The following is a 21,903-nucleotide window of genomic DNA, read 5'->3' on the forward strand; positions in this document are numbered from 1 at the left end:
TGCGCGCGTCCGCTAAAGGCTCTTCTTGTAACCAATATGGCTGGCGGTGAAGCCCAAGCCTTCATAGAAGCGGTGGGCGTCCGCCCTGCCCTTGTCGGTGGTGAGTTGGACAAGGCCGCAGCCGCGTGCCCGGCATTCGTCGATCGCCCATTCGAACATCTTCTTGCCCATCCCGTCGGAGCGCCTGCCGCTGGCAACGCGAACCGCCTCGATCTGCCCCCGCCAAGCACCCTTGCGCGAGAGCCCGGCAAGGAAGGTGATCTGCAAGGTGCCGATCACCTCGGCCCCATCCACAGCCATGGCAAGCAACTGGTTGGGATCGGCGTCGATGGCGTTGAAGGCATCGAGATAGCCTTGCGCCAACGGCAACGAGGCATCCTCGCGGGTCGCCCCCAGCGGATCGTCGGCGAGCATGGCGACGATGGCTGGCAGGTCGGAGGCGTGTGCCTTGCGGAATTGGATGTTGGCCATAGCGGATGAGATACGGCCAGCCGTCCCCGGCGGCAAGGTTCAGCTCCCCCTTCCCCCCTTGTGGGGGAAGGTGGCCTCGCGAAGCGAGGTCGGATGAGGGGTGTTCCAGCTTGGCAACATGCTTCTCGCGACACCACATTACGCTGAATTATCAACGGATTATTTCTTTCGGCACCCCTCATCCGTCTCGGCGCTACGCGCCGATCCACCTTCTCCCACAAGGGGAGAAGGAAGAGGCGTCACCGCTCGCGAAGTTGGATGTGACAATGGGCTAGCAACTATAGCCGCCACAGCTGCCGCACAGCACCGATCAATCCCCGTCCGTCGCAGGCTTGGCCTTGCCGCACTGCGCCAGCACCTTGCCGATGGCCGCGCTCGATCCCTTCAGCGGAAAGTTGATAGCGCCATATTTGGCCGCGCTGACCGACACATCCCCCTTCGAGCGCAGCAGGTCGAGCAGCGGATCGGCCTTGGCGAGATCGACCACGAAATCATTGTACATGGCCTCCAGTTGCAGCGTCTTGGTCACCGTCTTGCCATCGGCCTTGAAGTCGAACGAACCGCTGATGCCCGGTTCCAGCTGCTGGCCGCTGGCACCCAGGTCGTAGCTCAGAACCGGATTGTCGAAACAGGTCAACATCAGATGCGCGTCGCCTTTCGGCCCGCCGCAGACGGAAGCCGTCAGCACGCTGCCGCCCTCGTCTTCTTCCATCTTCGCGCTCCAGCCGCAGGACGCGGCAAAGGCCGGCTGCGCGCCAAGCAATGCCGCCAAGGCTCCGGCGGCAACGATATATCTTTTCATGACTTCCCCCTTCGGGCATTTGCAGCACCCGCCGGCAGCATATAGGAAAAGGCGTTGAATGGCATTGCATGTGCGGGGCGCCTTGGTGTTGAGAGCTTGTATTCGCCTGTGTCTTGTGACAGCCGCCCTGGTGGCCTCGCGGCTCGCCGCGCAGGCCGAATGGAAGCCGGTCGAGAAGGTCGAGACCTACGCCATTTCAGGCCAGTCCGGGCTGGATCTCTACCGGTCGATCGGCGAGAACGGGCCGAATGCCGGCATTGCCCGCGCCATCGCCCACACCAATTTCAAGCTGACCTGGACCAGGGATTATCAGGCGCGTGCCGGAGCCTGCGTGCTGGTTTCGGCGAAGCCCAAGCTCATCATCACCTACACCTTGCCCAGCCCCTCATCGCCGCTGCCCTCCGCCATCCAGAAGAACTGGGAGATTTTCCTCGCCGGCGTCAGCGCCCACGAAAAGGTGCACGGCGCGACCATTGTCGACATGGCGCGCAAGATCGAGGCGGCGACAGTCGGCCTGACCGTTCCCGACGACCCAAAATGCAGCAAGATCCGGGTCGAGATGACCAAGCGCCTGTCCGCGCTCTCGCAGGCGCAGCGACAGGCAAGCCGCGATTTCGACCGCGTCGAACTCGGCCAGGGCGGCAATCTGCAGAAGCTCATTCTTGCGCTTGTGAATGGCGGCTGAGAAGGCCACCGCGCCCCGCGGCGCGGCGGCGCATCCGCGGTTCGCTCCGGCCTATCGGCTGAAGTCCAGCGCCGCGCTCAGATCGCCCATCGGCGGCTCGCCATTGGCGGCCAGCGCCTTGTCGCGGGCAACGATGCCGGTCAGCACCGGCAGGTCGTAGCGCGCGGTGATGAAGCGCAGGATCGACGTCGTGTCGTATTGCGTGTGGTCGACCATGCCCATCCTGGCATAGGGCGAGACGATGAAGGCCGGGATGCGGTTGCCCGGGCCCCAGCGGTCGGCCTTGGGCGGCGCGACATGATCCCAGAAGCCGCCATTCTCGTCATAGGTGACGACCACCAGCATGTGGCCCCATTGCGGGCTCTTCTCCAGATGCGAAATGAGGTCGGCCAGATGCCGGTCGCCGCTGGCCACGTCGGCATAGCCGCCGTGCTCGTTGAGATTGCCTTGCGGCTTGTAGAAGGTGACCTGCGGCAGCTTGCCGTCGTCGATCGCCTTGATGAAGTCGGTGCCGTCCAGGCCGCCGTCCCGCAGATGCTCGGTGCGCGCGGCGGTACCCGGCGCGTAGGCGGCGAAATAGTTGAACGGCTGGTGGTGGAACTGGAAGTTCGGCACCGGCGTCGCGTTCTTGCCGTCGAGCGTTGCCTGCCAGGCGCCGGCATACCAGGCCCAGCTCACCCCCTTCAGCGACAGCAGATCGCCGATGGTGATGTCGTGCTGCGGCGGCAGCGTGGTGGGCGCGGCCGGGTCGGCCAGCGCCTTGTCGCCGCCCTCGGCCGGCTTGTTGGCGCTCGGCTGATAGGGCGGCTGCATGGTGTTGACGGCATGGAAGTCGGGCGTGATGGCGCCGTCGTTGACGAATTTCGGTACGCCGCCCAGTGCCGAGGCCGGCGAATTGTCGGCGACCTTCAGAGTTGTGCCATCGGCCTCGACCACGGCGATCTGGCCCTTGATCGGGCTGGTGTCGGCGTGCGGGTAGACCGGCGTACAGGCGCAGGCGAGCTGGAAATGGTTGAGGAAAGAGCCGCCGAAGGCGCCCTGGAAGAAATTGTCGGCCAGCACGTATTTCTTCGCGACCTGCCACATCGGCAGGACGGAGCCGTCGTAATGGCCCATGACCAGGCCGCCGGAATCGGCCCAGGCGACGAATTTGTCGTTCTTGCCGCCGTCGATCTGCATCTGCTCCTGGTAGAAGCGGTGCCACAGATCATGGGTGATGACGTTGGTGCCTTCGTTGAAGCCCTTGGGATCGTCAATGGCGAAGGCAGCGTTGGCGAGATGCGCGGTCTCAGCCTCCGTCACCACGGGCGTGACGCCCTTTCCGGTCAGCCCGCCCCAGGCCGGCGGCAGCTCGGTGAGCGGCTTGCCGTCGCGGTCGAGCTGGCGCGCCTGATCGGCCGAGACATTGGCCAGCCCGCTGGCGCCGGGGAAGCCGCCATAGAGGTTATCGAAGCTGCGGTTCTCGGCATAGATGACGACGACAGTGTCGATCTTGTCGAAGCCGGCAGGGGCGGCATTGGCCGCCGCGAGGGGAAGCAGGGCCGAACCGGCCAGGCAAAAGGAAGTGAGGAGTTTGAGCCTCGTCATCGGGAAGACCTCGTGGCTTGACTGTGGCTGGAGGGGCGCGGGAACCATAGGGGCAGCTAACGTGGATGCCTTGTCACCTTTGTGACATCCGCCGCCGCGGCGAACACGGTTTCGTGAGCACTGGAGCCGGTCATCAATCCGTTGCACTCCATTCCTATTTCCCGGCCAAAGCGGACCATGCTCCATGACCAGAAGACGATGGAAAAGCCTGATGATCGCGATTGCCGCGATCTCGACCTTTGGCTGTGCCGCGCCCGCGAATACGGCGGATGGCGTTCATCCCGGTCCGCTATCGCGCGCGCAAGCCTTCGCGCGCGCCGAGGTCCTGACCATGCTTGGCCGAAAGATGTTCTTCGACCCGGCGCTGTCGGCCTCGGGCAGGCAGGCCTGCTCGTCCTGCCATGATCCGCGCCACGCTTTCGGTCCGGCCTCGGCAGCTCCGGTCGAGATGGGCGGGCCGCATCTCGACCAGCCCGGCGTGCGTGCGGTGCCCTCGCTGCGCTATCTCCAGGCCGCTCCCGCCTTCACCGAGCATTTTTACGATTCCGAGGACGAAGGCGACGAGAGCGTCGACAACGGTCCGACCGGCGGCCTGACCTGGGATGGCCGCGCCGACCACGGCACGGATCAGGCGAAAATTCCCCTGCTCTCGCCCTTCGAGATGGCCAACAAGGATGCGGGGGCTGTCACCGCCGCCCTGCGTAAATCGGCCTATGCCGACGAGTTCAAGGCAACCTTCGGCAACGATGTCTTCGACCGCCCGGGCGACGCCTTCGACGCCGCCGCCGAGGCGCTCGGCACATTCGAGCAGAGCGCCGCCGATTTTTATCCTTATTCCAGCCGCTACGACGCCTTCCTCGCCGGCAAGGCGACGCTGTCGGCGCAGGAACGGCGCGGCCGCGCCCTGTTCGAGGACGAGGCGAAAGGCAATTGCGCCTCCTGCCACCTCAGCGAACCCGCCAATGACGGCGAGCCGCCGCAATTCACCGATTTCGGCCTGATCGCCATCGCCGTGCCGCGCAATCCGGCGATCCCGGCCAACGCCGACCCCGCCTATGCCGATCTCGGCCTGTGCGGCCCGCTGCGCACCGATTTTCACGGCCGCACCGGCTATTGCGGCCTGTTCAAGACACCGACGCTGCGCAATGTCGCGCTGCGCAAGAGCTTCTTCCACAACGGCTACTTCCACACGCTGCGCGACGCCGTCGCCTTCTACGCCAGCCGCGACACCGACCCCGGCCACTGGTATCCCAGGAATGCAGACGGCACGGTGAGGCAATATGACGATCTGCCAAAGGCTTACTGGGGAAATCTCAACCAGGACCCACCCTTCAACGGCAAGAAACCCGGCGACAAGCCGGCGCTCAACGAGGCCGAGATCGACGATATCGCGGCGTTTCTGCGGACGCTGACGGATGCGGATCAGCGGTGACGCTTCTTACCTTCCCCCCTTGTGGGGGAAGGTGGATCGGCGCGCAGCGCCGAGACGGATGAGGGGTGAGTGACGGGTTGCCATCCTTGCCAAGCTGGAACACCCCTCATCCGACCTCGCTCCGCGAGGCCACCGCCCTGGGCGAGTCACGGGCCTCGCCCGCCCTTCGGGCCCCACAAGGGGAGAAGGGAAGTGCGCCTCACAGCGCCCGGATAACACCCCCATCCACGCGGATACTCTGCCCGGTAATATACCCGGCCCCTTCCGAAGCCAAAAAAGCAATGGTCGCGGCGATCTCCTCGCTCGTCCCGTAGCGTTGCATCGGCACGTTGTCGCGGCGCTCTTCGGTGGTGGGCAGGCTGTCGATCCAGCCTGGCAACACATTGTTCATGCGCACATTGTCTGATGCATAGGTGTTGGCGAAAATCTTGGTGTAGGCGGCAAGGCCGGCGCGGAACACGGCCGAGGTCGGGAACATCGCGCTCGGCTCGGCCACCCAGGCCGTCGAGATGTTGATGATGGCGCCGCCCTTCTGCTTGACCATCTGCGGCGCCACGATGCGCACCGGCCGGATGACGTTCATCAGGTAGACGTCCATGCCGGTGTGCCACTGCTCATCCGTGATCTCCAGGATCGGCGCGCGCGGCCCATGGCCGCCGCTGTTGACCAGCACGTCGATACGGCCATAGCGCTCCAGCGTCAGGTCGGCGAGACGCTGCAGGTCGTCGTTCGACTGGTTGGAGCCGGTGACGCCGAGCCCGCCAAGCTCCTTGGCCAGCGCCTCGCCCTTGCCGGACGAGGACAGGATCGCCACCTTGAACCCATCCGCCGCCAGGCGCTTGGCCGCCGCCGCGCCCATGCCGCTGCCGCCGGCCACGATGACAGCTGTTTTTTCTGAATTCATTGGGTTTTCCTCATCGAGTTGGCGGGAGTTTTCAGCGAGTCATATAGCTGGTTTCGTCGGCCAGTTCGAACCAGAAAGACAGAATGGACCTGCAGAAAAACGAGAGCCGGCAGCGCTGCCCCTCATCCGCCTGCGGCACCTTCTCCCCGTATAGTGACGGGGAGAAAGAAGCTGGCTGCAACGCCGGCTCGACTCCTGACAACGCTGATGATTGGCGAAATCACAGATGACAGCGCCCCTCTCCCCGTCTCTATACGGGGAGAGGATGCCGGCAGGCAGGTGAGGGGCAGCGCTGACATTCAGCCCTACCCCTCCACCGTCTCCAGCACGGAGAGCAGCGTGCCTTCCATATCGGGCTCGTCGCCGGAGCAGACGCACAGCATCTCGGCGTCGCCCTCGCCCACCGAGAGATAGGCATGGCCCATGGTGGAATCGATGTAGACGCTCTCGCCCGCTTTCAGCCGCACCGGCGCGTATTGGTCGGTGTGCAATTCGATCTCGCCCTTGAGCACGATCAGGAACTCCTCGCCGGCATGCCGGGTCAGCGGACCGAACTCTTCCGGCGTGCGGGCGCGTGCATAGGCGTGGATCGGCACCATGCGCTTGCGCACGAGATCGGTGGCGAGATACCGGTAGTCGTAGTTGCGGGTCAGCTGACGCAGTGTGTTGGACTGCGAGGTCACCGAACGGCGGGTGCGCGCCGCCGGCTGCTTGCGGTCGCCGCTGAGCAGCTCCGTCACATGGATACCGAGCCCTTCGCAGATCTGTAACAGCTTGTCGTAGCTCAGCGACATCTGGTCGTTCTCGACCTTGGACAGTGTCGACACCGCGACGCCGGTGAGAGAGCTGACCTCCTGCAAGGTCCAGCCATGTCTTTTTCTCAGGGCACGCAGACAATCACCGAGATTCGGTTGCTCCGACATTGTCAGCTCCATGAAGCGGCGGCACGTCACTACCGCGGGGTTCACCCTAGGTAGTCGAACTCGAGCGGGCCATCAACAACACCAACAATTTTCTTATACGCTAAATATTGACTGGATACGAAATTATTTTTACGACTGAGGGATGCAGTCGAATTCTCCCGCGAAGATCATCGTCATCGGCGGCGGCATCGCCGGGCTCTCCCTTGCCGCCGAGGTGGCGGACTGGGCCGATGTCACCGTCATCGAGCGCGAACCGCATCTCGGCTACCACGCCAGCGGCCGCTCCGCCGCTCTGTTCACCGAAACCTATGGCAACCGGCTGGTGCGCGGGCTGACGCTGGCCAGCCGGCAGGCGATTGTCGAGGGCGGTTTCGTCGCCCACCGGCGCGGCGCGCTGCACGTCGGCTGGGTCGGCGACGATGCCGCCATCGACAAGCTGGCTCATGAATTGCAGGCGCTGGTGCCGAGCGTGCGCCGTCTGTCGGCGGCCGAGCTCCACGGGCTGGTTCCGGTCATTGCCAGGGAAACCACCTGCGGCGGCGTCTATGAGCCGGACGCGGTGGATGTCGACACCGGCAAGATGCTGGGGTCCAGCGCCTCGTCGCTCAAGGCCCGCGGCGGCATCATCCGCACCGGCGAGGAGGTCCGCGCCATATCACGCGACGGCCGCGCTTTTCGGGTTGAAACGAGCGCCGGCGTCTACTCGGCCGACATCGTGGTCGACGCCGCCGGCGCCTGGGTCGATGTCGTCGCCGGGATGGCGGGGCTGCCGGGCCTCGGCTTCCAGCCCAAACGGCGCACCGCCTTCCTGTTCGATCCGCCCGCCGGGATGGATATCGCCGGCTGGCCGCTGGTGGTCGACCTGCACGAGCAGTTCTACTTCAAGCCCGATGCCGGCAGGCTGATCGGTTCCCTCGCCGACGAGACGGATTCCGAGCCTTGCGACGCCTGGCCGGAAGACCTCGACGTCGCCATCGCCGTCGACCGCATCGAACAGGCAACATCGATGCGCATCGGGCGTCCGTCGACGCCATGGGCAGGCCTGCGCACCTTCGCGCCCGACCGCACGCCGGTCGCCGGCTTCGACCCGCGCCTTCCCGGCTTCTTCTGGCTCGGCGGCCAGGGCGGCTACGGTTTCCAGGTTTCGCTGACCTTGGCCAGGCTGAGCGCGGCGCTGCTGCGCGGGCAGTCCATCCCGGGGGATGTCACGGCGCTCGGCGTCACCGCCGCGGCGCTGGCGCCCGATCGCTTTCTTGTCCCGGCGGCGGCCCCATGAATTTCAGACCTTCCCTCAACCCGTAAAGTGTCATCAGGAGCGTTTTGCGATGAAATCCACCGTTCTGCGCACAGTGCTTGCCCCGTCCCTTCTGGCCTCGTCCCTTCTGGCCTCGTCCCTTCTGGCCTCGACGCTTCTGGCCTCATCCGTCCTCGTCGGCGGGCAGGCCTACGCCAAGACGCTGGTCTATTGCTCGGAGGCCAATCCCGAGACCTTCAACCCGGCGATCGGCATCGCCGATTCCACCATGGACGCCGCCGCCAAGACGATCTTCAACCGGCTGGTCGAGTTCAAGCCGGGCACGACGGAGGTCGGGCCGGCGCTGGCCGAAAGCTGGGATGTTTCATCGGATGGCAAGACCTACACCTTCCATCTCAGGCACGGCGTGAAATTCCAGTCGAACGAGCATTTCACGCCCTCGCGCGATTTCAACGCGGATGACGTGCTCTACACGTTCAACCGCCAGCGCGACGCCAACAATCCCTTCACAAGCTCGGCGGCGGCGCTTACGAGTACTTCAACGCGCTCGGCATGGGCACACTGATCGACAGAATAGACAAGGTCGACGACTACACGGTGCGCTTCACGCTGACGGCAGCCAATGTCACCTTCCTGGCCGGGCTGGCGCTCGACTATCTCTCGATCCTGTCGCTGGAGCAGACGCAAAAGATGGTCGCGGCCGGCACGCCGGAGCTGATCGACAGCATGCCGGTCGGCACCGGGCCTTTCGTGCTTCAGGCCTATGTGCCCGACAGCCAGGTCCGCTACGCCGCCAACAAGGATTACTGGCGCGGTGCGCCGAAGATCGACACGCTGGTCTTCGCCGTCACGCCCGAGCCGACCACCCGCGTCGAGCGCATCAAGGCCAATGAATGCCAGGTCGCCGCGCCGCCGCCGCCAAGTGCGGTCGCCGACCTGCGCGCCGATCCCGACATCACGGTTCTCGATCTCAAGGGCCAGAACATCGGCATCCTCGGCTTCAATGTCGAGCACCAGCCGCTGGGCGACGTGCGCGTGCGCACGGCACTGGCCAAGGCCATCGACCGCAAGGCGATCGTCGATGCCGTCTACGCCGGCGCCGGCACGGTGGCCGGCAGCGTCGTGCCGCCGGCGCAGCTCGGCGCCGTCACCGATGCCGGCATCGACTATGATCCCGAGGGCGCGAAGAAACTGCTGAAGGAAGCCGGCCACGAAAGCGGCCTCAAGGTCAGCCTGTGGGCGATGCCGGTGTCGCGCCCCTATAACCCCAACGCCAAGCGCATGGCCGAGATGATCCAGGCGGACTGGGCCAAGGTCGGCGTGCATTCGGAGATCGTCAGCTTCGAATGGGGCGAATATCTCAAGCGCACCGCGGCGGGCGAACAGGACACCTTTCTGCTCGGCGGCAGCAGCGACAATGGCGACCCCGACAACATGCTGAGCTATCTCCTCTCCTGCGACGGCGTGAAGGGCGGCTCCAACCGATCGCGCTGGTGCGATAGGGATTTCGAGAAACTGCTTGACGAGGGCCGCGTCGCAGCCGACCCGAAAGAGCGCGCCGCGATCTACGGGAAGGCGCAAGCGATCCTGAAGGCCGAAGTGCCGGTGGCGCCGATCGCCCATTCGATGGTGGCGATCCCGATCCGCAAAAGCGTGCTCAACTACGTGCTCGACCCCTTCGGCCGGCAGAATTTCGCCGCCGTCGACATGGCGGAGTGAGGCTGGGCGGGGCTGGGCTGGGCTGCCCTTCCCTTCTCCCCCTGTGGGAGAAGGTGGCCTCGCGAAGCGAGGTCGGATGAGGGGTGTTCCAGGGAAAGCCAACGCCTCACTCCGCTGGAACACCCCTCAACCGTCTCGGCGCTGCGCGCCGATCCACCTTCTCCCACAGGGGGAGAAGGAAGAAAGGTGAACCATGCCAAAAAACCTGACCTCCCTCCTAAACAGCTACCTTGCCGACGGCGCGGTGGGTGCCTCGCTGGCCTACGCCAAGGGTGACTCAACACCGACCGCCCTTACCGCCGGCCTCGCCGACCGCGCGCGTGGCACATCGGTCACGCCAGACCAGCTGTTCAAGATCGGCAGCTGCACCAAGACCTTCGTCGCCGCCGCCCTGGTCAAGCTCGCCGAGACCGGCAAGCTCGACCTCGGCGCGCCGATCTCCTCCTGGTTTCCGGACCTGCCGGGCGACCATTTCGGTGCGCCAGTTGATCAACCACCGCAGCGGCCTGCCGGAGTTCGAATACTACATTCCGATGGACCCGGGCCGGCAGTGGACGCCGTGGCAGCTGGTCGACATCGCCTTTGCCTCCGACAAGCAGAAGGCGCCGGGCGGGCCAGCCGTCTACAACAACACCGGCTATGTCCTGGCCGGCATGGTGATCGAGGCCGTCACCGGCCAGCCGCTGGGCGCCTATGTCAGAAGCGCGATCCTCGAGCGGCTCGGCCTGAAGAACACCTGGTCGCCGGCGACCGAAGCGTTTCCGGAAAAGTCGATGGTGCGCGGCTATTACCACCGGCCGCCGCCGGCGCCGAACGCGCCCACCGACATCGCCTCGGGCGGCGAGATGTGGCGCATGGACGGCGTGCTGCCCTATTCCGACGAGCTGCAGGACTCGTCCGACTCCTTCCCGTTCGGCGCCGCCTATGGCTGCGGCGACATGGTGTCGACGCCATCGGATATGGTGGGTTTCATGCGCGGCCTGTTTTCTGGGAAGCTGTTGTCACCGCCGTTCTTCGCCGAGATGTTCGAACACCGCGTGCCGGCGAGCTTTCCAGGCACCCGCATGCGCGAGACCGGCGCGGGCATGTTCCAGAACGCCTATGCCGACCGCGCCTTCTACGGCCACCAGGGCAGCATTCCGGGTTATGTCGCCGTCATGCTGCACGATCCCGAGACGGACCTCACCGTCGCCATGACCAGCAATGTCGGTTCCGGCAACCGCTTGTCTTTCCAGGCCAGCGGCCTGCACCCGGTGGTCGACCAGGCGATCCGCATCATCCTCGACTGACAGCGCTCAGCCGCCCTGCCCGGACGATGGATCGGGCAGACCCGGCAGCATCTGGCTCAGCACCCGGTCGCGAAGGAAGACGTGATGGAAGATGGCAGCGGCCGCGTGCAGGCCAGCGAGCCACATCATGATATCGCCAAGCGTGCCATGGATCTCCGCCAGCGGCGCGCCCCAGGTGCCGGAAAACGGACCGATCGCGCCCAACCCATAGACAGTGACCGGGTGGCCGCCGAACAAGGTGCCGACCATGGCTGTCGCCGGAACCGCGAACAGCAGCGCATAGAGCGCCCAATGCGTCGCCTTCGAGGCGACCTCCATCCAGGCGGGCATGGCCGGCGCATCGGGAATGCGATCGAACCGGCGCCAGACCAGGCGAATGACCAGCAAGCAGAAAACGGTAAAGCCGAGCGACTCATGCAGCAGCAGCGTGGGCGCCCTGGCCGCTGAATAGACCCGCTCCGGAGGGCCACCCGCCGAGACCAGGAAAGCAATGAGCACCAGCAGTGCCGTCAGCCAATGAAATGCCTGGGCGAGGCGTCCATAGCGGGTTGCCGTGCCGGACAGCGACATGCGAGAGCTCCGAAACAGTTGGACATCTCCCCTCGCCCTCGAATGTGGCCTTATTTCAGCTGTTCCTCGGGCGACATGGGTTGCTGCGCGAATGGCATCGCCGAGTTCGCCGGCGGCGCGGCCTGACAAGGTTCAGCTCATACTCGTGGGGCGGAAGTTCGCGGCGGCCGCGGCCACGATCTCGGCATTGTCCCTCGCCACCGTTCCATCGCTCAGCGTCTTGCCGTCCTCCAGCCCGACCCGTGTCGACCAGCGCTTTTGCCGGGCAAGGTCCACGAACGGCCAGACTGTGCCGTCGACGCCGTGCAGCAGGATCTGCCGCCGCACGCCCGCGCGTTCGAGCACGGCGACGATGCCGCGCGCCTCGTCGAGGGCTGTGGGCAGGTCCGGTATGTCGATCTCGATCAGGATGCGCAGCACCCTGCTATGATCGGCAAGCGCCACGAAGCGCTCCGCATCATCCGTCGTGGCAAGCCCCGCCTCGATGCCGACGCCCTGTTTATGCAACAGTTCCATCACATCGGGTGCGTCGGGTTCCGAGAGATTGACCGAGGCATAGTCGGGCAGCTCGCGCCAGGCGGCGATCGCCGCGCGGGTCCGCGCCACATCGTTCTCGATCCATGCGCCGGTCGACACACCGATCAATGTACCCGGACAGGCCTGGCGCACGGCAAGCACCGTCATATCCACCGCCGCCAGGCTTTCGCGCCCGTCGGCGCCGCGCGGATGGATGTGCAGTTCGGCGGCACCCGCGGCGACGCAGGAAGCCGCATCGCCGGCCATCGCTTGCGCCGTCAGCGGCAGCCCGGGATGGAAATCGCGCGGGCGCGCGCCGTTTATGCAGGCCTGGACGATCATCGATTTCACCTCGGACAAAAGAGCGCAGTCTAATGCATGTCGCCCGGAAGTGTCCTCGGTTCCGGGACAACGACATGCATAAAATCAGAAGCTGTAGGCGCGCCGCCAGACCGCGCAAGGCCACGGCGCCGCCACTCCTGACACCACGTGCCGCCGCCAGCCGCGAGGCATCCGCCGGCATTTGAATAAAAGGCGTTTGTGGATATTTACCTCAAATTGCGCCAGGGCGGCCAAGATACATTAGGGCGGTATCATGGAGGGACCATTGAACAGTGATTTTTCAGCCGCCCGTCTTCATCTCGAACGCGCCTACCACTATCTGCGCGGCAATGACGAGACGAGCCGTTCGACATGCGAGGCCCTCGATCTGTTGATCGAGACGGTGGCGGAAGCACAGCACAGGAAGCCGGAACCCGGGGTGCTGGAATTTCCCCGACCAGCGGCGCGCCGACACGGCTGAACAAAACCCGCCGCGCTGAGCGGATTCGGGCTGCGCGCATCAAGTCTTCGTCTTCACGAATGTCGTTATCCAGACTGCTTTCGGAGCGACATGCATGTTGTCCGTCAGGACGCCTTGCGACTCGATGCGGCACCCGCTAGTTGCGCCGCGCGTGCCACGATCCGCTCCAGCGGTTCGGGCCGGTGCAGCAGGAAGCCCTGGCCGAACTCGACGCCCATATCGTCCAGCATGGCCACCGTGTCCTGCCGCTCAATCTTCTCGGCCACGACGGCGCAACCGAGGCTGCGGGCAATGCTGGCGATGGCCAGCACGATCTCGCGGTCGAAGCGGCTTTCCGTGACGTGCTCGATGAAGGAGCCGTCGATCTTGATGGCATCGACCGGAAAGCGCCTGAGATATTCGAACGAGCTCATGCCGGCGCCGAAATCGTCGAGGCTGACCTTGCAGCGCCGCTTGCGCGCCTTGCGCACGAAGGTTTCGGCGGCATCGAAATTGGTGACGGCGGCGGTTTCGGTGATCTCGAAGCCGATGCCCGAATGCGGCGCCCCGGTTTCCTCGATGATGCTGTCGACGAAGTCCCACAGCCCGGGATCGCTCAGCGTCTGCGCCGACAGGTTGAAGCCGAGCGTGATCGCGCCGGATTTCATCGCCGCGCCGTGCCGCGACAGCGCGGTGCGGATGATCGAGCGGTCGAGCCGCGCGGCAACGCCGAAGCGCTCCGCCGCCGGTATGAATTCGCCGGGCGGGATCAGCCGGCCGGTCTTTCCGTCAAGCCGCGCCAGCACCTCGACATGGCGGCTCTCTTCCCAAGGCCTGCCCAGCCGGTGGATCTCCTGGCCGAACAGCTTCAGCCTGCCGTCGTCCATGGCGTCCACCGTGTCCGCGGCGAGCCGTGCGGCGTTGAGGCCGCCCGAACCGGAGACGGCATCGGTCGAAAACAGCGCGAAGCGATCACGCCCGGCGGCCTTGGCCGCGTAGCAGGCATCGTCGGCGCAGGCCAGGGCGTCGGCAACCGTGGTGACACGGTCGCGGACGATGGCGATGCCGATGCTGGCCGCCAGCCGGCGTGACGTGGCGGCAAGGCCGAGATCGGCGTCGCGCACGGCCGCCAGGATGGCGCCGGCCAGCCGTTCGGCTTGCACGGCGTCGCAATCGGGCACCATCAGCGCGAACTCGTCGCCGCCGAGCCGCGCCGCATGCGCCGACGGCGGCAGGCAGCGGCCAATACCCGCAGCGACGCTCTTCAGCGCCAGATCGCCCGCGGCATGGCCGGCGAAATCGTTGAGCGCCTTGAAGTAGTCGAGATCGATGTAGAACACCGCCAGAGACGCGCCGGTGGCGATTTGGCCGGCGAGCAGCCTGTCGAAAGCGGTGCGATTCCACAGTCCGGTCAATGCGTCGTGACGGGCGGCGAAGGCCAGTTCCTGTTCGCGCACCTTGTCCTCGGTGATGTCGCGCACCGTGCCGAGAACCAGGCCGGCCGCGCCCGCCGCGGCGACGAAGCGCAGCAGCGATTCGACATGGCGGATCTGGCCGTCGCGCTTGATAATGCGGTATTGCGCGGCGATGACGCCGTCGGTTTCCAACGGCACCCTGTGCGCGCGTTCGGCGGCGTCCTTGTCGTCGGGATGCAGGTAGCTGTGCCAGAGATCGGCCGTCACCTCATCGGTCACGGCGACGAGGCCGTATATCTCCCTTGTGCGCGCGTCCCAATAGCTCTTGTTGGTGGCGATGTCGTAGTGCCAGATGCCGCTGCCGCTGGCGGCGAGCGCCAGGCGAAAGCGGATATTGACCTGTTCGAGCGCGGCTTCGGCCGCCTTCTGCTTCGAGATGTCGGTCTGCACGCCCATCAGCCTGAGCGGCTTGCCGTCGGCGTCGCGCTCGACGATGCCGCCGCGGTCGAGCACCCATATCCAATGGCCCTGCTTGTGCTTGAGCCTGAGTTCGGTCTCGATGGCGTCGGTCAGCCCGGCAATGTGGCGGTCGCCGCTGGCCTGCGCCCGTTCCCGGTCGTCGGGATGGGTCAGTTGCAGCCACAGGTCGCTGGTATTGGCGAGTTCGCCCTCCTCGTAACCCAGCATCCGCGCCCAGGTCGCCGAATAGAAACAGTCGCCGGTGCGAAGATTCCAGTCCCAGACGCCAAGATCGGCGCTCTCCAGGGCCTTGGCCCAGAACGCTCCGTTGCGACTTTTCTTGCCCTGACCCGCCATCGTCCGTTTCGCCTGCCCCGCCCCACCGGCAATCTGCGGCAAAACCAGAGAAGAAACAGTTACCGGGCAGCGGAGGGGTTGGAACGTCTGCTCGATCGCCTGGACAGCGATGCCCTCTTCGATTGCGGCGGAGGCGCGGCCTGTCTGGCTTCGTCGGAGGCAACAAGAGCCGTCTGCTACGCCCGCATCGCTGATTTCATGGGGTCGACAGGAACTTTCGGACAACGGCCAGGCGGCATTGGCGCCGCCTGGCCGTGCCGGTTACTGGCTCGGCGCCATCGCGTGCTCGCATGACACTTTCGGGTTCATGTCGGCGAACGTGCCGGTCGGGTTGCCTTTCCAGGCCCAGACATGCAGCTCGTAAAATTCACCCAGGCCATAGCGGTTGGGCGCGCTGTTGAAGTTGAACAGCTGTCCCTCGAGCGAAGCCGGCCCCTTCGAGGTGATGTATTCGACCGCCACCAGCTTCAGCGTGCCGTCGGCCATCGGCTCGTACATCACCGCTTCGGGACGGGCGATGTCGATCTTGTCGTCCTTCAGATACCCGCCATTGACATAGTGGATGCCCATGGCGCCGCCGGTGATGCCGCTGGCGCAGGGAACAGGCGCATAGCCTTCCGCCGTCGCGGCGTTGACGTCGAGAAACCGGCTGTTGGCGGCTCGCACCTTCCCGGCCAGCGGACTGGCATCCGGCGCGCCCGCCGCCGCCTCCTGATGCGCCTGGGCAAAGGTCGTGCAGACGGCCAGCATGGTCCCCGCCATGAGAAGCCCGTTGCGAAAGTTTGATTTCATATCCATTCCATTCCTGTTGAAAAAGCACGGCTGGCCGGCCGCCGACAATACGGCGGCGCGACAGGCAAGCGCCGTGTCTGTTGCTGCTTGGAGATCCCGAAAATGACGCGGCGAATGCCGGTCATCCCTTCGGCAGATAAGGGATCGTTCCGGCCAGATCGGTGTCGTCGATCAGCTGGAAACGGCTGTCGCTGCCGTCCTGACGGGCCGAAACGAAAGGCGCATAGGCCGGATCGTTGGTGAAGGCGCGCGCCGCGGCTTCCGACGGAAAAGCCATCAGGGCGATCAGCGTCGTGTCGAGCGGCATGCCTTCGAGCGTCTTCACATTGCCGCTGCGCGACAGATATTTGCCGCCATGCTTGTGGACGAGGTCGTGCACCGAGGCGGCATAGGCCGGGACCCATTTCGGGTCTCTCATCTTGATGTCGGCGATAACGTAAGCAGTCATTGTGGTCTCCTGGTTGCGGCGCACAGGGGTATCCCGTGCACGGCCAAAGGGCTCGCATGGCAAGGCCCGCGCCAGCCAGTCCGCGATCTGTACTGGGCCGGTACAGTTTCTGTACTCGCCGCCTCGATCGCGAAGGGCTAATGTTGCCCTAAGGTTCGGGGGAGGGGCACAGCCATGACCCAGCACGGATACAAACAGTTCTGCCCGCTATCGATGGCCGCCGAGGTGCTGTGCACCCGCTGGACGATGGTGCTGATGCGCGAGCTCGTGGCGGGGTCGACCCGCTTCAACGACCTGCGCCGCGGCGTGCCCAAAATGTCGCCGACCCTTCTGTCGCAACGGCTGAAGGAGCTTGAGCTGGCGGGGATCGTCGAGCGCAAGGAGGTCCAGGAAGAAAAAGGCATTTTCGACTACCGGCTGACCGAGGCCGGCCGCGATCTGCGTCCGGTGGTCGAGGCGATGGGCTTCTGGGGCCAGAAATGGTCGAATCCAGGCTGTCCCTGAAGAACCTCGATCCGTCGCTGTTGATGTGGGACATGCGGCGCAACCTGAACCCCTCGCCGCTGCCCGAGGGACGCACGGTGATACAATTTCTGTATCAGGAACTCCCCGCCTCCAAACGCTCCTGGTGGCTGATCGTCGAAAAGCACGGTGAAGTCGACCTGTGCTGGTACGATCCGGGCTTCGACGTCGACCTCTATGTCTCGACCGACCTGCACACGATGACGGCGATCTGGATGGGAGTGCTCACCGTCGAAAAGGCCGGCGCGAAGGTCGTCCTGACCGGCGACCAGGCCATCGGCAGGCAAATGCAGACCTGGCTTGGCCTCAGCCCGTTCGCGGTGGAGCCCAAACGCGCGGCGTAGGACAGTTCGAGAAGCCTTTGTCAGGAAACGGGTGGCGAGGCCGGCTTTTGGCGGCTTCAATGGACTATGTTCATCACCCTGGCCAAACATCTGCAACCCGCGCCGCTGCCGGTGGCCCACGATCCGCGCTGGGCGCGCATCGTGGCACGCGACAAGTCGGCCGACGGCGCATTCTGGTATTCGGTGGCGACGACCGGCGTCTATTGCCGGCCGTCTTGTCCGTCGCGGCGCGCCAACCCCGCCAATGTCCAATTGCACAACACTTTGCAGGCGGCGAAGGCGACAGGCTTTCGCCCATGCCGGCGCTGCAATCCGGACAGCCCTTCGCTCGAGGCCGCCAACGCCGCGATGGTCGCCGATGCGTGCCGCAGGATCGAGGCGAGCGAGGCGGAACCGTCGCTCGCCGAACTGGCTGATGCCGCCGGCCGCAGCCCCGGCTATTTCCATCGCGTTTTCAAGGCGGTCACCGGGCTGACGCCGAAAGACTATGCAGCGGCCCAACGTGCCGCCAGGGTCCGCCAGGGCCTGGAAGATGGCGTCAGCGTGACATCGGCGATCTACGATGCCGGCTTCAATTCGAGCGGGCGTTTCTACGAAAAATCGACCGGCATGCTCGGCATGACGCCGACGCGCTATCGCGCCGGCGGCGCCAATGAGGAGATCCGTTTCGCCGTCGGCGAAACGTCGCTCGGCACCATCCTGGTCGCCTCGAGCCGCAAGGGCGTCGCCTCGATCCTGCTTGGCCAGGATCCCGACGCGCTGGTGCGCGACCTGCAGGACCGTTTCCCGAAGGCACGGTTGATCGGCGGCGACAGCGACTACGAGGCGCTGGTCGCCCGCGTCGTCGGCTTCGTCGAGGCGCCGGCGCTCGGTCTCGACCTGCCGCTCGATGTGCGCGGCACTGCGTTCCAGCAGCGCGTCTGGCAGGCCTTGCGGGACATCCCGGCCGGCCGCACCGTCTCCTACGCCGAGATCGCGCGGCGCATCGGCGCGCCGAAGGCGACCCGCGCCATCGCCGCCGCCTGTGCGGCCAACACCCTTGCGGTCGCTATTCCCTGCCACCGCGTGATCAGGAAGGACGGCGCCCTGTCGGGCTATGCCTGGAGCGCGGAGCGCAAACGCGCGCTGCTCGACCGCGAAGCCGGCCGGCCTTCGCGGGCCTGAGGAGACCCGGCAATGCGCGCGATGGCCAGGTCTTCCACCGCCGGTGCGAACAGCCAGATCGCTAACGGCGCTGCCGTCAGTAGAGAAGACGCGAAGACGCTGGTGATGGCCGCCATGGGAGAGCTGGTCGAGGATGGCAAGGCCGAGTGGAGCCGCACGGCGAGCGGTGAGTTCGAGCTGCGGTTGATGACCGGCGAAGTGTTCGTGCTCGGCGAAGTGTCCGTCACGCGTGTCGCTTAGATACACTTAGCGCTCTACGGCGCCCCCCTCTGTCCGGCAGGACAGAGGGGGGCCACAGAACTCGGCGGTCGTGGTGAGCGCTCGTGAGCTGAAATTTCAATTTGAAAGCAAGCACCGGAGTGAGGAACATCCGGCCCGTGGCTAGGGTTCAGGCACAACAAGGAGTGAAGGCAATGAACCACATGCAAACCCATATGCCGGCGACAGCCGCCGGCGTCGCCCTCGACACCGTCACCTATGCCATCGGCCAGTGCGCGCTTGGAACCATCCTCGTGGCGCGCAGCCCCGTCGGCGTCTGCGCCATCCTGATCGGTTTCGACACCATTACACTGGAACAGGACCTCGCCGACCGCTTCCCCGGCAGGGTGCTGCTCGAAGACAAGGCCGGCTTGCGCGACGATGTCGCGGCGACAGCGCGCTTTATCGAAACGCCCGGCGCCGGTCTCGACCTGCCGCTCGACATGCGTCACGGCACGCCCTTCCAGCAGCGCGTGTGGAAGGTGCTGCGCACTATCCCGTGCGGCGCCACCACCACCTACACCGCCCTTGGCCGGCGCCTCGGCATGCCGGACGGCGCCCGCGCCGTGGCGACGGCCTGTGCCGCCAACGCCATAGCGCTCGGCATTCCCTGCCACCGCGTGCTGCGCGCCGACGGCTCGCTGTCCGGCTACCGCTGGGGGATCGAACGCAAGCGCGCCTTGCTGGAAAGGGAGGCCGCGATATGAACGCCGACGCCAGGGTTGCACCATTGCTGGTCGAAGCCGCCGAGACATGCATCGCCGCCTACGACTGGCCGGCGCTCACGGCCGAGCTCGACGGCTTCGGCTGCGCGGTGATGGAAAAGCTGCTGTCACCGCAAGAGTGCCGGCAACTCGCCGGCCTCTACCCCCAGGAGCAGCATTTCCGCAGCCATATCCACATGGCCAGGCATGGCTTCGGCAAGGGCGAATACCGTTATTTCCGCTATCCCTTGCCCGATCTCATCGGCGGCCTGCGCGGCGCGCTCTATCCGAGGCTGGCCAAGGTCGCCAACCGGTGGAACGAGCGCATGGGGATCGCCATGCGCTACCCCATTACGCATGCAGCGTTTCTCGAACAGTGCCATGCCGCCGGCCAGGTCAGGCCGACGCCGCTCTTGCTGCAATATGTGCCTGGCGACTTCAACTGCCTGCACCAGGACCTCTACGGCGACCTCGCCTTCCCGCTGCAGGTGGCGATCCTGCTTTCCGAGCCCGGCGAGGATTTCACCGGCGGCGAATTCGCGTTGACCGAACAGAGGCCGCGCATGCAGAGCCGGGTCGAAGTGGTGCCCTTGCGCCAGGGCGACGCGGTGGCTTTCGCCGTCCACAACCGGCCGGTGCAGGGAACCAAAGGCAATTACCGCGTCAATCTGCGCCACGGCGTCAGCCGCCTGCGCTCAGGTATACGCCATACCGTCGGCATCATTTTTCATGACGCGAAGTGAGTGCGACAGAAGTCCCCGCCGGCCTCGGCGGATCATTTCGCCGGAGCGCAATTGCCGACATCCCGCGAGCTGGGCTTGCCAGCCTTCAAATCCGAAAGTTGGGGTATGGCGTTGGACGGAAAAAACGACCCCGGAGGAAACAAAGCCGCTGAAGCAGCCTCCATCCAATACGGCAATCTCTTGATGGCCACGCGCGCCGCTCCCCGTCCAGTCCGCATCTACACCTGCTCCGAATACGGCCACGTTGCGCCTTTGGTGTCAAACCTCCGATATTTCCGAAGGTCTTCGATGCCGAGCTTCCTCATCCGTCGGCGGCCGCCATCTCCAGGATCCAGGGACACGCGTAATAATCGGCGATGCTTTTGACGACGTCGCCATCGGCACGGACCCGCACCAGATAGGCCGGCCGCCAGACCTCTCCATATTGCCTGTCGACGACCAGCACGATCTCCCCTTCGAACGCGCCTGGCCGCATGCGCCAGGGCAGCTCGTTGCGCTCATATTCCACGAAGTAGGGCGAGGCCGAGAGCAGGCCGTTGTAGCAGTCCGAAACCTGCAGGCGCGCATCGGCGCTGGTCAGCGCCCGCACACCGTCCCAGTCCCTGGCATTGAAGAGCGCGACATAGCGGTCGAGCAGTCGCTCCAGTTCAGGATCGTGTGGCGGCGCCGCGACCGGTTGCGCCGGCAAGGCGGCGAGCTTGGCGCGGCCGCGATTGAGCGCCGACTTGACGCCGCCCGATGTCGAACCGACGAGGTCGGCGATCTCCTCCAGCGAATGGTCGAAGACATCCTTGAGCAGCACGCAGGCGCGCTCCTTCGGTGGCAGATGCACGACCAGCCGCTCGATGGCGCGGCCGGCCCCCGGACCGGCCGGCTCGACCGGCAGCACGATGTCGTCGCCGGCATAGAAGGCCTCGGCCGCATGCCGCGTGCGACGATTGCGGATGAAATCGATGCACCTGTTATGCGCGATGCGGAAAAGCCACGGCCGCAGCGCCTGCGCGTCGTCGAGCAGCTCGATCTTGCGATAGGCCTCGAACAGCGCCTCCTGCATGATGTCCTCGCCATCCAGCGCCGAGCCGGTCATGCGCGCGCAATAGCGATGCAGCCTGGCGCGCAGATGCGAAACGGTCTCCAGGAACGCGGCATAGCGCAGGTCGAAAACGCGGTCGGGCTCAGGCCAGGCCCGCATGCCTTGCGCCGTGTCGAGAGATTTGCGGATCTGCTGGTTCATCGCGGCACATAGATCAGGGTCACCACACCATTGTCGAAACGATGCGTGCCGACAAGATCGAGGTTGATGGGGCCAACATCGTCGAAGGCGCGCTTGCCGTGCCCGACCCATGTCGGCACGATCGACAGATGATACTCGTCCACCAGCCCCGCGGAAAGCAAGGTGCGGTCGAGCTGCGACACGCCATATTTCAGGATGTCGCCGCCCGGCTGGCGTTTCAGCGCCGCGAGCGCCTCGGCGACGTCGCCGTTGATGAGCGTGGCATTCCACGACACCGTCTTCAGCGTCGTCGAGGCGACCAGCTTCTTCAGGCCGTTGATGCGGTCCATGTACGGACCCTTGATCTCAGGCCAGCGCGCGAAGAACATCTCGTAGGTGGCGCGGCCAAGCAGGAAGAACTCGACGTTCGAAAGCGCCTGCAAGGCGTGGTCCACATTCTCTCCGACGAAGAACGGCGAGGCCCATGTCATCGGCCCCTCGATGACGCCGTCCAGCGAGACGAAACTCGACACGATCAGCCGTCGCATGC

20 protein-coding genes and 3 pseudogenes are annotated in these 21,903 nt (G+C 65.4%); 11 read left to right on the forward strand and 12 right to left on the reverse strand.

What is annotated here, in order from left to right; all coding sequences use genetic code 11:
* Positions 1 to 12: 12 nt before the first annotated feature.
* Positions 13 to 471, reverse strand: a complete 459-nt coding sequence (locus tag O7A60_RS04100; RefSeq protein WP_337105204.1) for a GNAT family N-acetyltransferase — start codon at positions 469 to 471, stop codon at positions 13 to 15.
* A 310-nt stretch (positions 472 to 781) separates the two neighbouring features.
* Positions 782 to 1,273: a hypothetical protein gene (locus O7A60_RS04105; protein ID WP_337105130.1), complete on the reverse strand. Its 492-nt coding sequence runs from the start codon at positions 1,271 to 1,273 to the stop codon at positions 782 to 784.
* A 58-nt stretch (positions 1,274 to 1,331) separates the two neighbouring features.
* Here O7A60_RS04105 and O7A60_RS04110 point away from each other — a divergent pair, with 58 nt between their 5' ends.
* Complete coding sequence (locus O7A60_RS04110) at positions 1,332 to 1,958, forward strand: DUF922 domain-containing Zn-dependent protease (RefSeq protein ID WP_337105131.1); 627 nt, start codon at positions 1,332 to 1,334, stop codon at positions 1,956 to 1,958.
* 51 nt (positions 1,959 to 2,009) lie between these two features.
* Here O7A60_RS04110 and O7A60_RS04115 read toward each other — a convergent pair whose 3' ends face one another.
* Positions 2,010 to 3,545, reverse strand: a complete 1,536-nt coding sequence (locus O7A60_RS04115; protein WP_337105132.1) for an acid phosphatase — start codon at positions 3,543 to 3,545, stop codon at positions 2,010 to 2,012.
* 211 nt (positions 3,546 to 3,756) lie between these two features.
* Here O7A60_RS04115 and O7A60_RS04120 point away from each other — a divergent pair, with 211 nt between their 5' ends.
* Positions 3,757 to 4,977, forward strand: coding sequence for a cytochrome-c peroxidase (locus O7A60_RS04120; RefSeq protein WP_337105205.1), 1,221 nt, complete (start codon positions 3,757 to 3,759; stop codon positions 4,975 to 4,977).
* A 199-nt stretch (positions 4,978 to 5,176) separates the two neighbouring features.
* Here the strand turns inward: O7A60_RS04120 and O7A60_RS04125 are convergent, their stop codons facing one another.
* Both O7A60_RS04125 and O7A60_RS04130 read right to left on the reverse strand, forming a co-directional pair.
* Positions 5,177 to 5,881 carry an SDR family oxidoreductase gene (locus tag O7A60_RS04125; RefSeq protein WP_337105133.1) on the reverse strand — a complete coding sequence of 235 codons (705 nt, stop codon included), beginning with the start codon at positions 5,879 to 5,881 and terminating at the stop codon, positions 5,177 to 5,179.
* Positions 5,882 to 6,186: 305 nt separating this feature from the next.
* Entirely contained in the window at positions 6,187 to 6,804 is a 618-nt protein-coding gene (locus O7A60_RS04130; protein ID WP_027141459.1) for a helix-turn-helix domain-containing protein, read from the reverse strand.
* Between the two features lie 142 nt (positions 6,805 to 6,946).
* On the opposite strand from O7A60_RS04130, the gene O7A60_RS04135 reads away from it, so the two are divergent.
* From O7A60_RS04135 to O7A60_RS04145, 3 genes and pseudogenes are all read left to right on the forward strand, one after another.
* A complete protein-coding gene (locus O7A60_RS04135) occupies positions 6,947 to 8,080 on the forward strand; it encodes an NAD(P)/FAD-dependent oxidoreductase (protein ID WP_337105134.1) in 1,134 nt (377 codons plus the stop codon).
* A 49-nt stretch (positions 8,081 to 8,129) separates the two neighbouring features.
* Positions 8,130 to 9,778 (forward strand): annotated as a pseudogene (locus tag O7A60_RS04140) (ABC transporter substrate-binding protein).
* A 193-nt stretch (positions 9,779 to 9,971) separates the two neighbouring features.
* Positions 9,972 to 11,067: pseudogene (locus tag O7A60_RS04145) on the forward strand (serine hydrolase domain-containing protein).
* Positions 11,068 to 11,073: 6 nt separating this feature from the next.
* Here the strand turns inward: O7A60_RS04145 and O7A60_RS04150 are convergent.
* Both O7A60_RS04150 and O7A60_RS04155 read right to left on the reverse strand, forming a co-directional pair.
* Positions 11,074 to 11,637: a cytochrome b gene (locus O7A60_RS04150; protein ID WP_337105135.1), complete on the reverse strand. Its 564-nt coding sequence runs from the start codon at positions 11,635 to 11,637 to the stop codon at positions 11,074 to 11,076.
* Positions 11,638 to 11,769: 132 nt separating this feature from the next.
* Positions 11,770 to 12,495 (reverse strand): 3-keto-5-aminohexanoate cleavage protein, encoded by a 726-nt coding sequence (locus tag O7A60_RS04155; RefSeq protein WP_337105136.1) that lies wholly within the window; start codon positions 12,493 to 12,495, stop codon positions 11,770 to 11,772.
* A 265-nt stretch (positions 12,496 to 12,760) separates the two neighbouring features.
* On the opposite strand from O7A60_RS04155, the gene O7A60_RS04160 reads away from it, so the two are divergent.
* Positions 12,761 to 12,955 (forward strand): hypothetical protein, encoded by a 195-nt coding sequence (locus O7A60_RS04160; RefSeq protein ID WP_032934891.1) that lies wholly within the window; start codon positions 12,761 to 12,763, stop codon positions 12,953 to 12,955.
* Positions 12,956 to 13,059: 104 nt separating this feature from the next.
* Here O7A60_RS04160 and O7A60_RS04165 read toward each other — a convergent pair whose 3' ends face one another.
* From O7A60_RS04165 to O7A60_RS04175, 3 genes are all read right to left on the reverse strand, one after another.
* Positions 13,060 to 15,165: an EAL domain-containing protein gene (locus O7A60_RS04165; RefSeq protein ID WP_337105137.1), complete on the reverse strand. Its 2,106-nt coding sequence runs from the start codon at positions 15,163 to 15,165 to the stop codon at positions 13,060 to 13,062.
* Between the two features lie 261 nt (positions 15,166 to 15,426).
* Positions 15,427 to 15,963, reverse strand: a complete 537-nt coding sequence (locus O7A60_RS04170) for a hypothetical protein (protein WP_337105138.1) — start codon at positions 15,961 to 15,963, stop codon at positions 15,427 to 15,429.
* 115 nt (positions 15,964 to 16,078) lie between these two features.
* Positions 16,079 to 16,405: a DUF1330 domain-containing protein gene (locus O7A60_RS04175; RefSeq protein ID WP_027141451.1), complete on the reverse strand. Its 327-nt coding sequence runs from the start codon at positions 16,403 to 16,405 to the stop codon at positions 16,079 to 16,081.
* A 174-nt stretch (positions 16,406 to 16,579) separates the two neighbouring features.
* Between O7A60_RS04175 and O7A60_RS04180 the strand changes: the two are divergent.
* From O7A60_RS04180 to O7A60_RS04200, 5 genes and pseudogenes are all read left to right on the forward strand, one after another.
* Positions 16,580 to 17,271: pseudogene (locus O7A60_RS04180) on the forward strand (winged helix-turn-helix transcriptional regulator).
* Between the two features lie 66 nt (positions 17,272 to 17,337).
* On the forward strand, positions 17,338 to 18,435 hold the full coding sequence (gene ada / locus O7A60_RS04185) for a bifunctional DNA-binding transcriptional regulator/O6-methylguanine-DNA methyltransferase Ada (RefSeq protein ID WP_337105139.1): 1,098 nt from the start codon (positions 17,338 to 17,340) through the stop codon (positions 18,433 to 18,435).
* A 12-nt stretch (positions 18,436 to 18,447) separates the two neighbouring features.
* Positions 18,448 to 18,675, forward strand: coding sequence for a hypothetical protein (locus O7A60_RS04190; protein WP_337105140.1), 228 nt, complete (start codon positions 18,448 to 18,450; stop codon positions 18,673 to 18,675).
* Between the two features lie 173 nt (positions 18,676 to 18,848).
* The gene (locus O7A60_RS04195) at positions 18,849 to 19,400 is read left to right on the forward strand and encodes a methylated-DNA--[protein]-cysteine S-methyltransferase (RefSeq protein WP_337105141.1); all 552 of its coding nucleotides are present in this window, start codon (positions 18,849 to 18,851) and stop codon (positions 19,398 to 19,400) included.
* Positions 19,397 to 20,140, forward strand: a complete 744-nt coding sequence (locus tag O7A60_RS04200; RefSeq protein ID WP_337105142.1) for a 2OG-Fe(II) oxygenase — start codon at positions 19,397 to 19,399, stop codon at positions 20,138 to 20,140. The genes O7A60_RS04195 and O7A60_RS04200 overlap by 4 nt, the downstream gene beginning before the upstream one ends.
* A gap of 301 nt (positions 20,141 to 20,441) precedes the next feature.
* Here the strand turns inward: O7A60_RS04200 and O7A60_RS04205 are convergent, their stop codons facing one another.
* Together O7A60_RS04205 and O7A60_RS04210 are read right to left on the reverse strand one after the other, a co-directional pair.
* Entirely contained in the window at positions 20,442 to 21,374 is a 933-nt protein-coding gene (locus O7A60_RS04205) for a sigma-70 family RNA polymerase sigma factor (protein ID WP_337105144.1), read from the reverse strand.
* Entirely contained in the window at positions 21,371 to 21,901 is a 531-nt protein-coding gene (locus O7A60_RS04210; protein WP_337105206.1) for a dihydrofolate reductase family protein, read from the reverse strand. The genes O7A60_RS04205 and O7A60_RS04210 overlap by 4 nt, the downstream gene beginning before the upstream one ends.
* Positions 21,902 to 21,903 lie beyond the last annotated feature (2 nt).

Source organism: Mesorhizobium salmacidum (SeqCode), assembly GCF_037179605.1.
GTDB lineage: Bacteria > Pseudomonadota > Alphaproteobacteria > Rhizobiales > Rhizobiaceae > Mesorhizobium > Mesorhizobium salmacidum.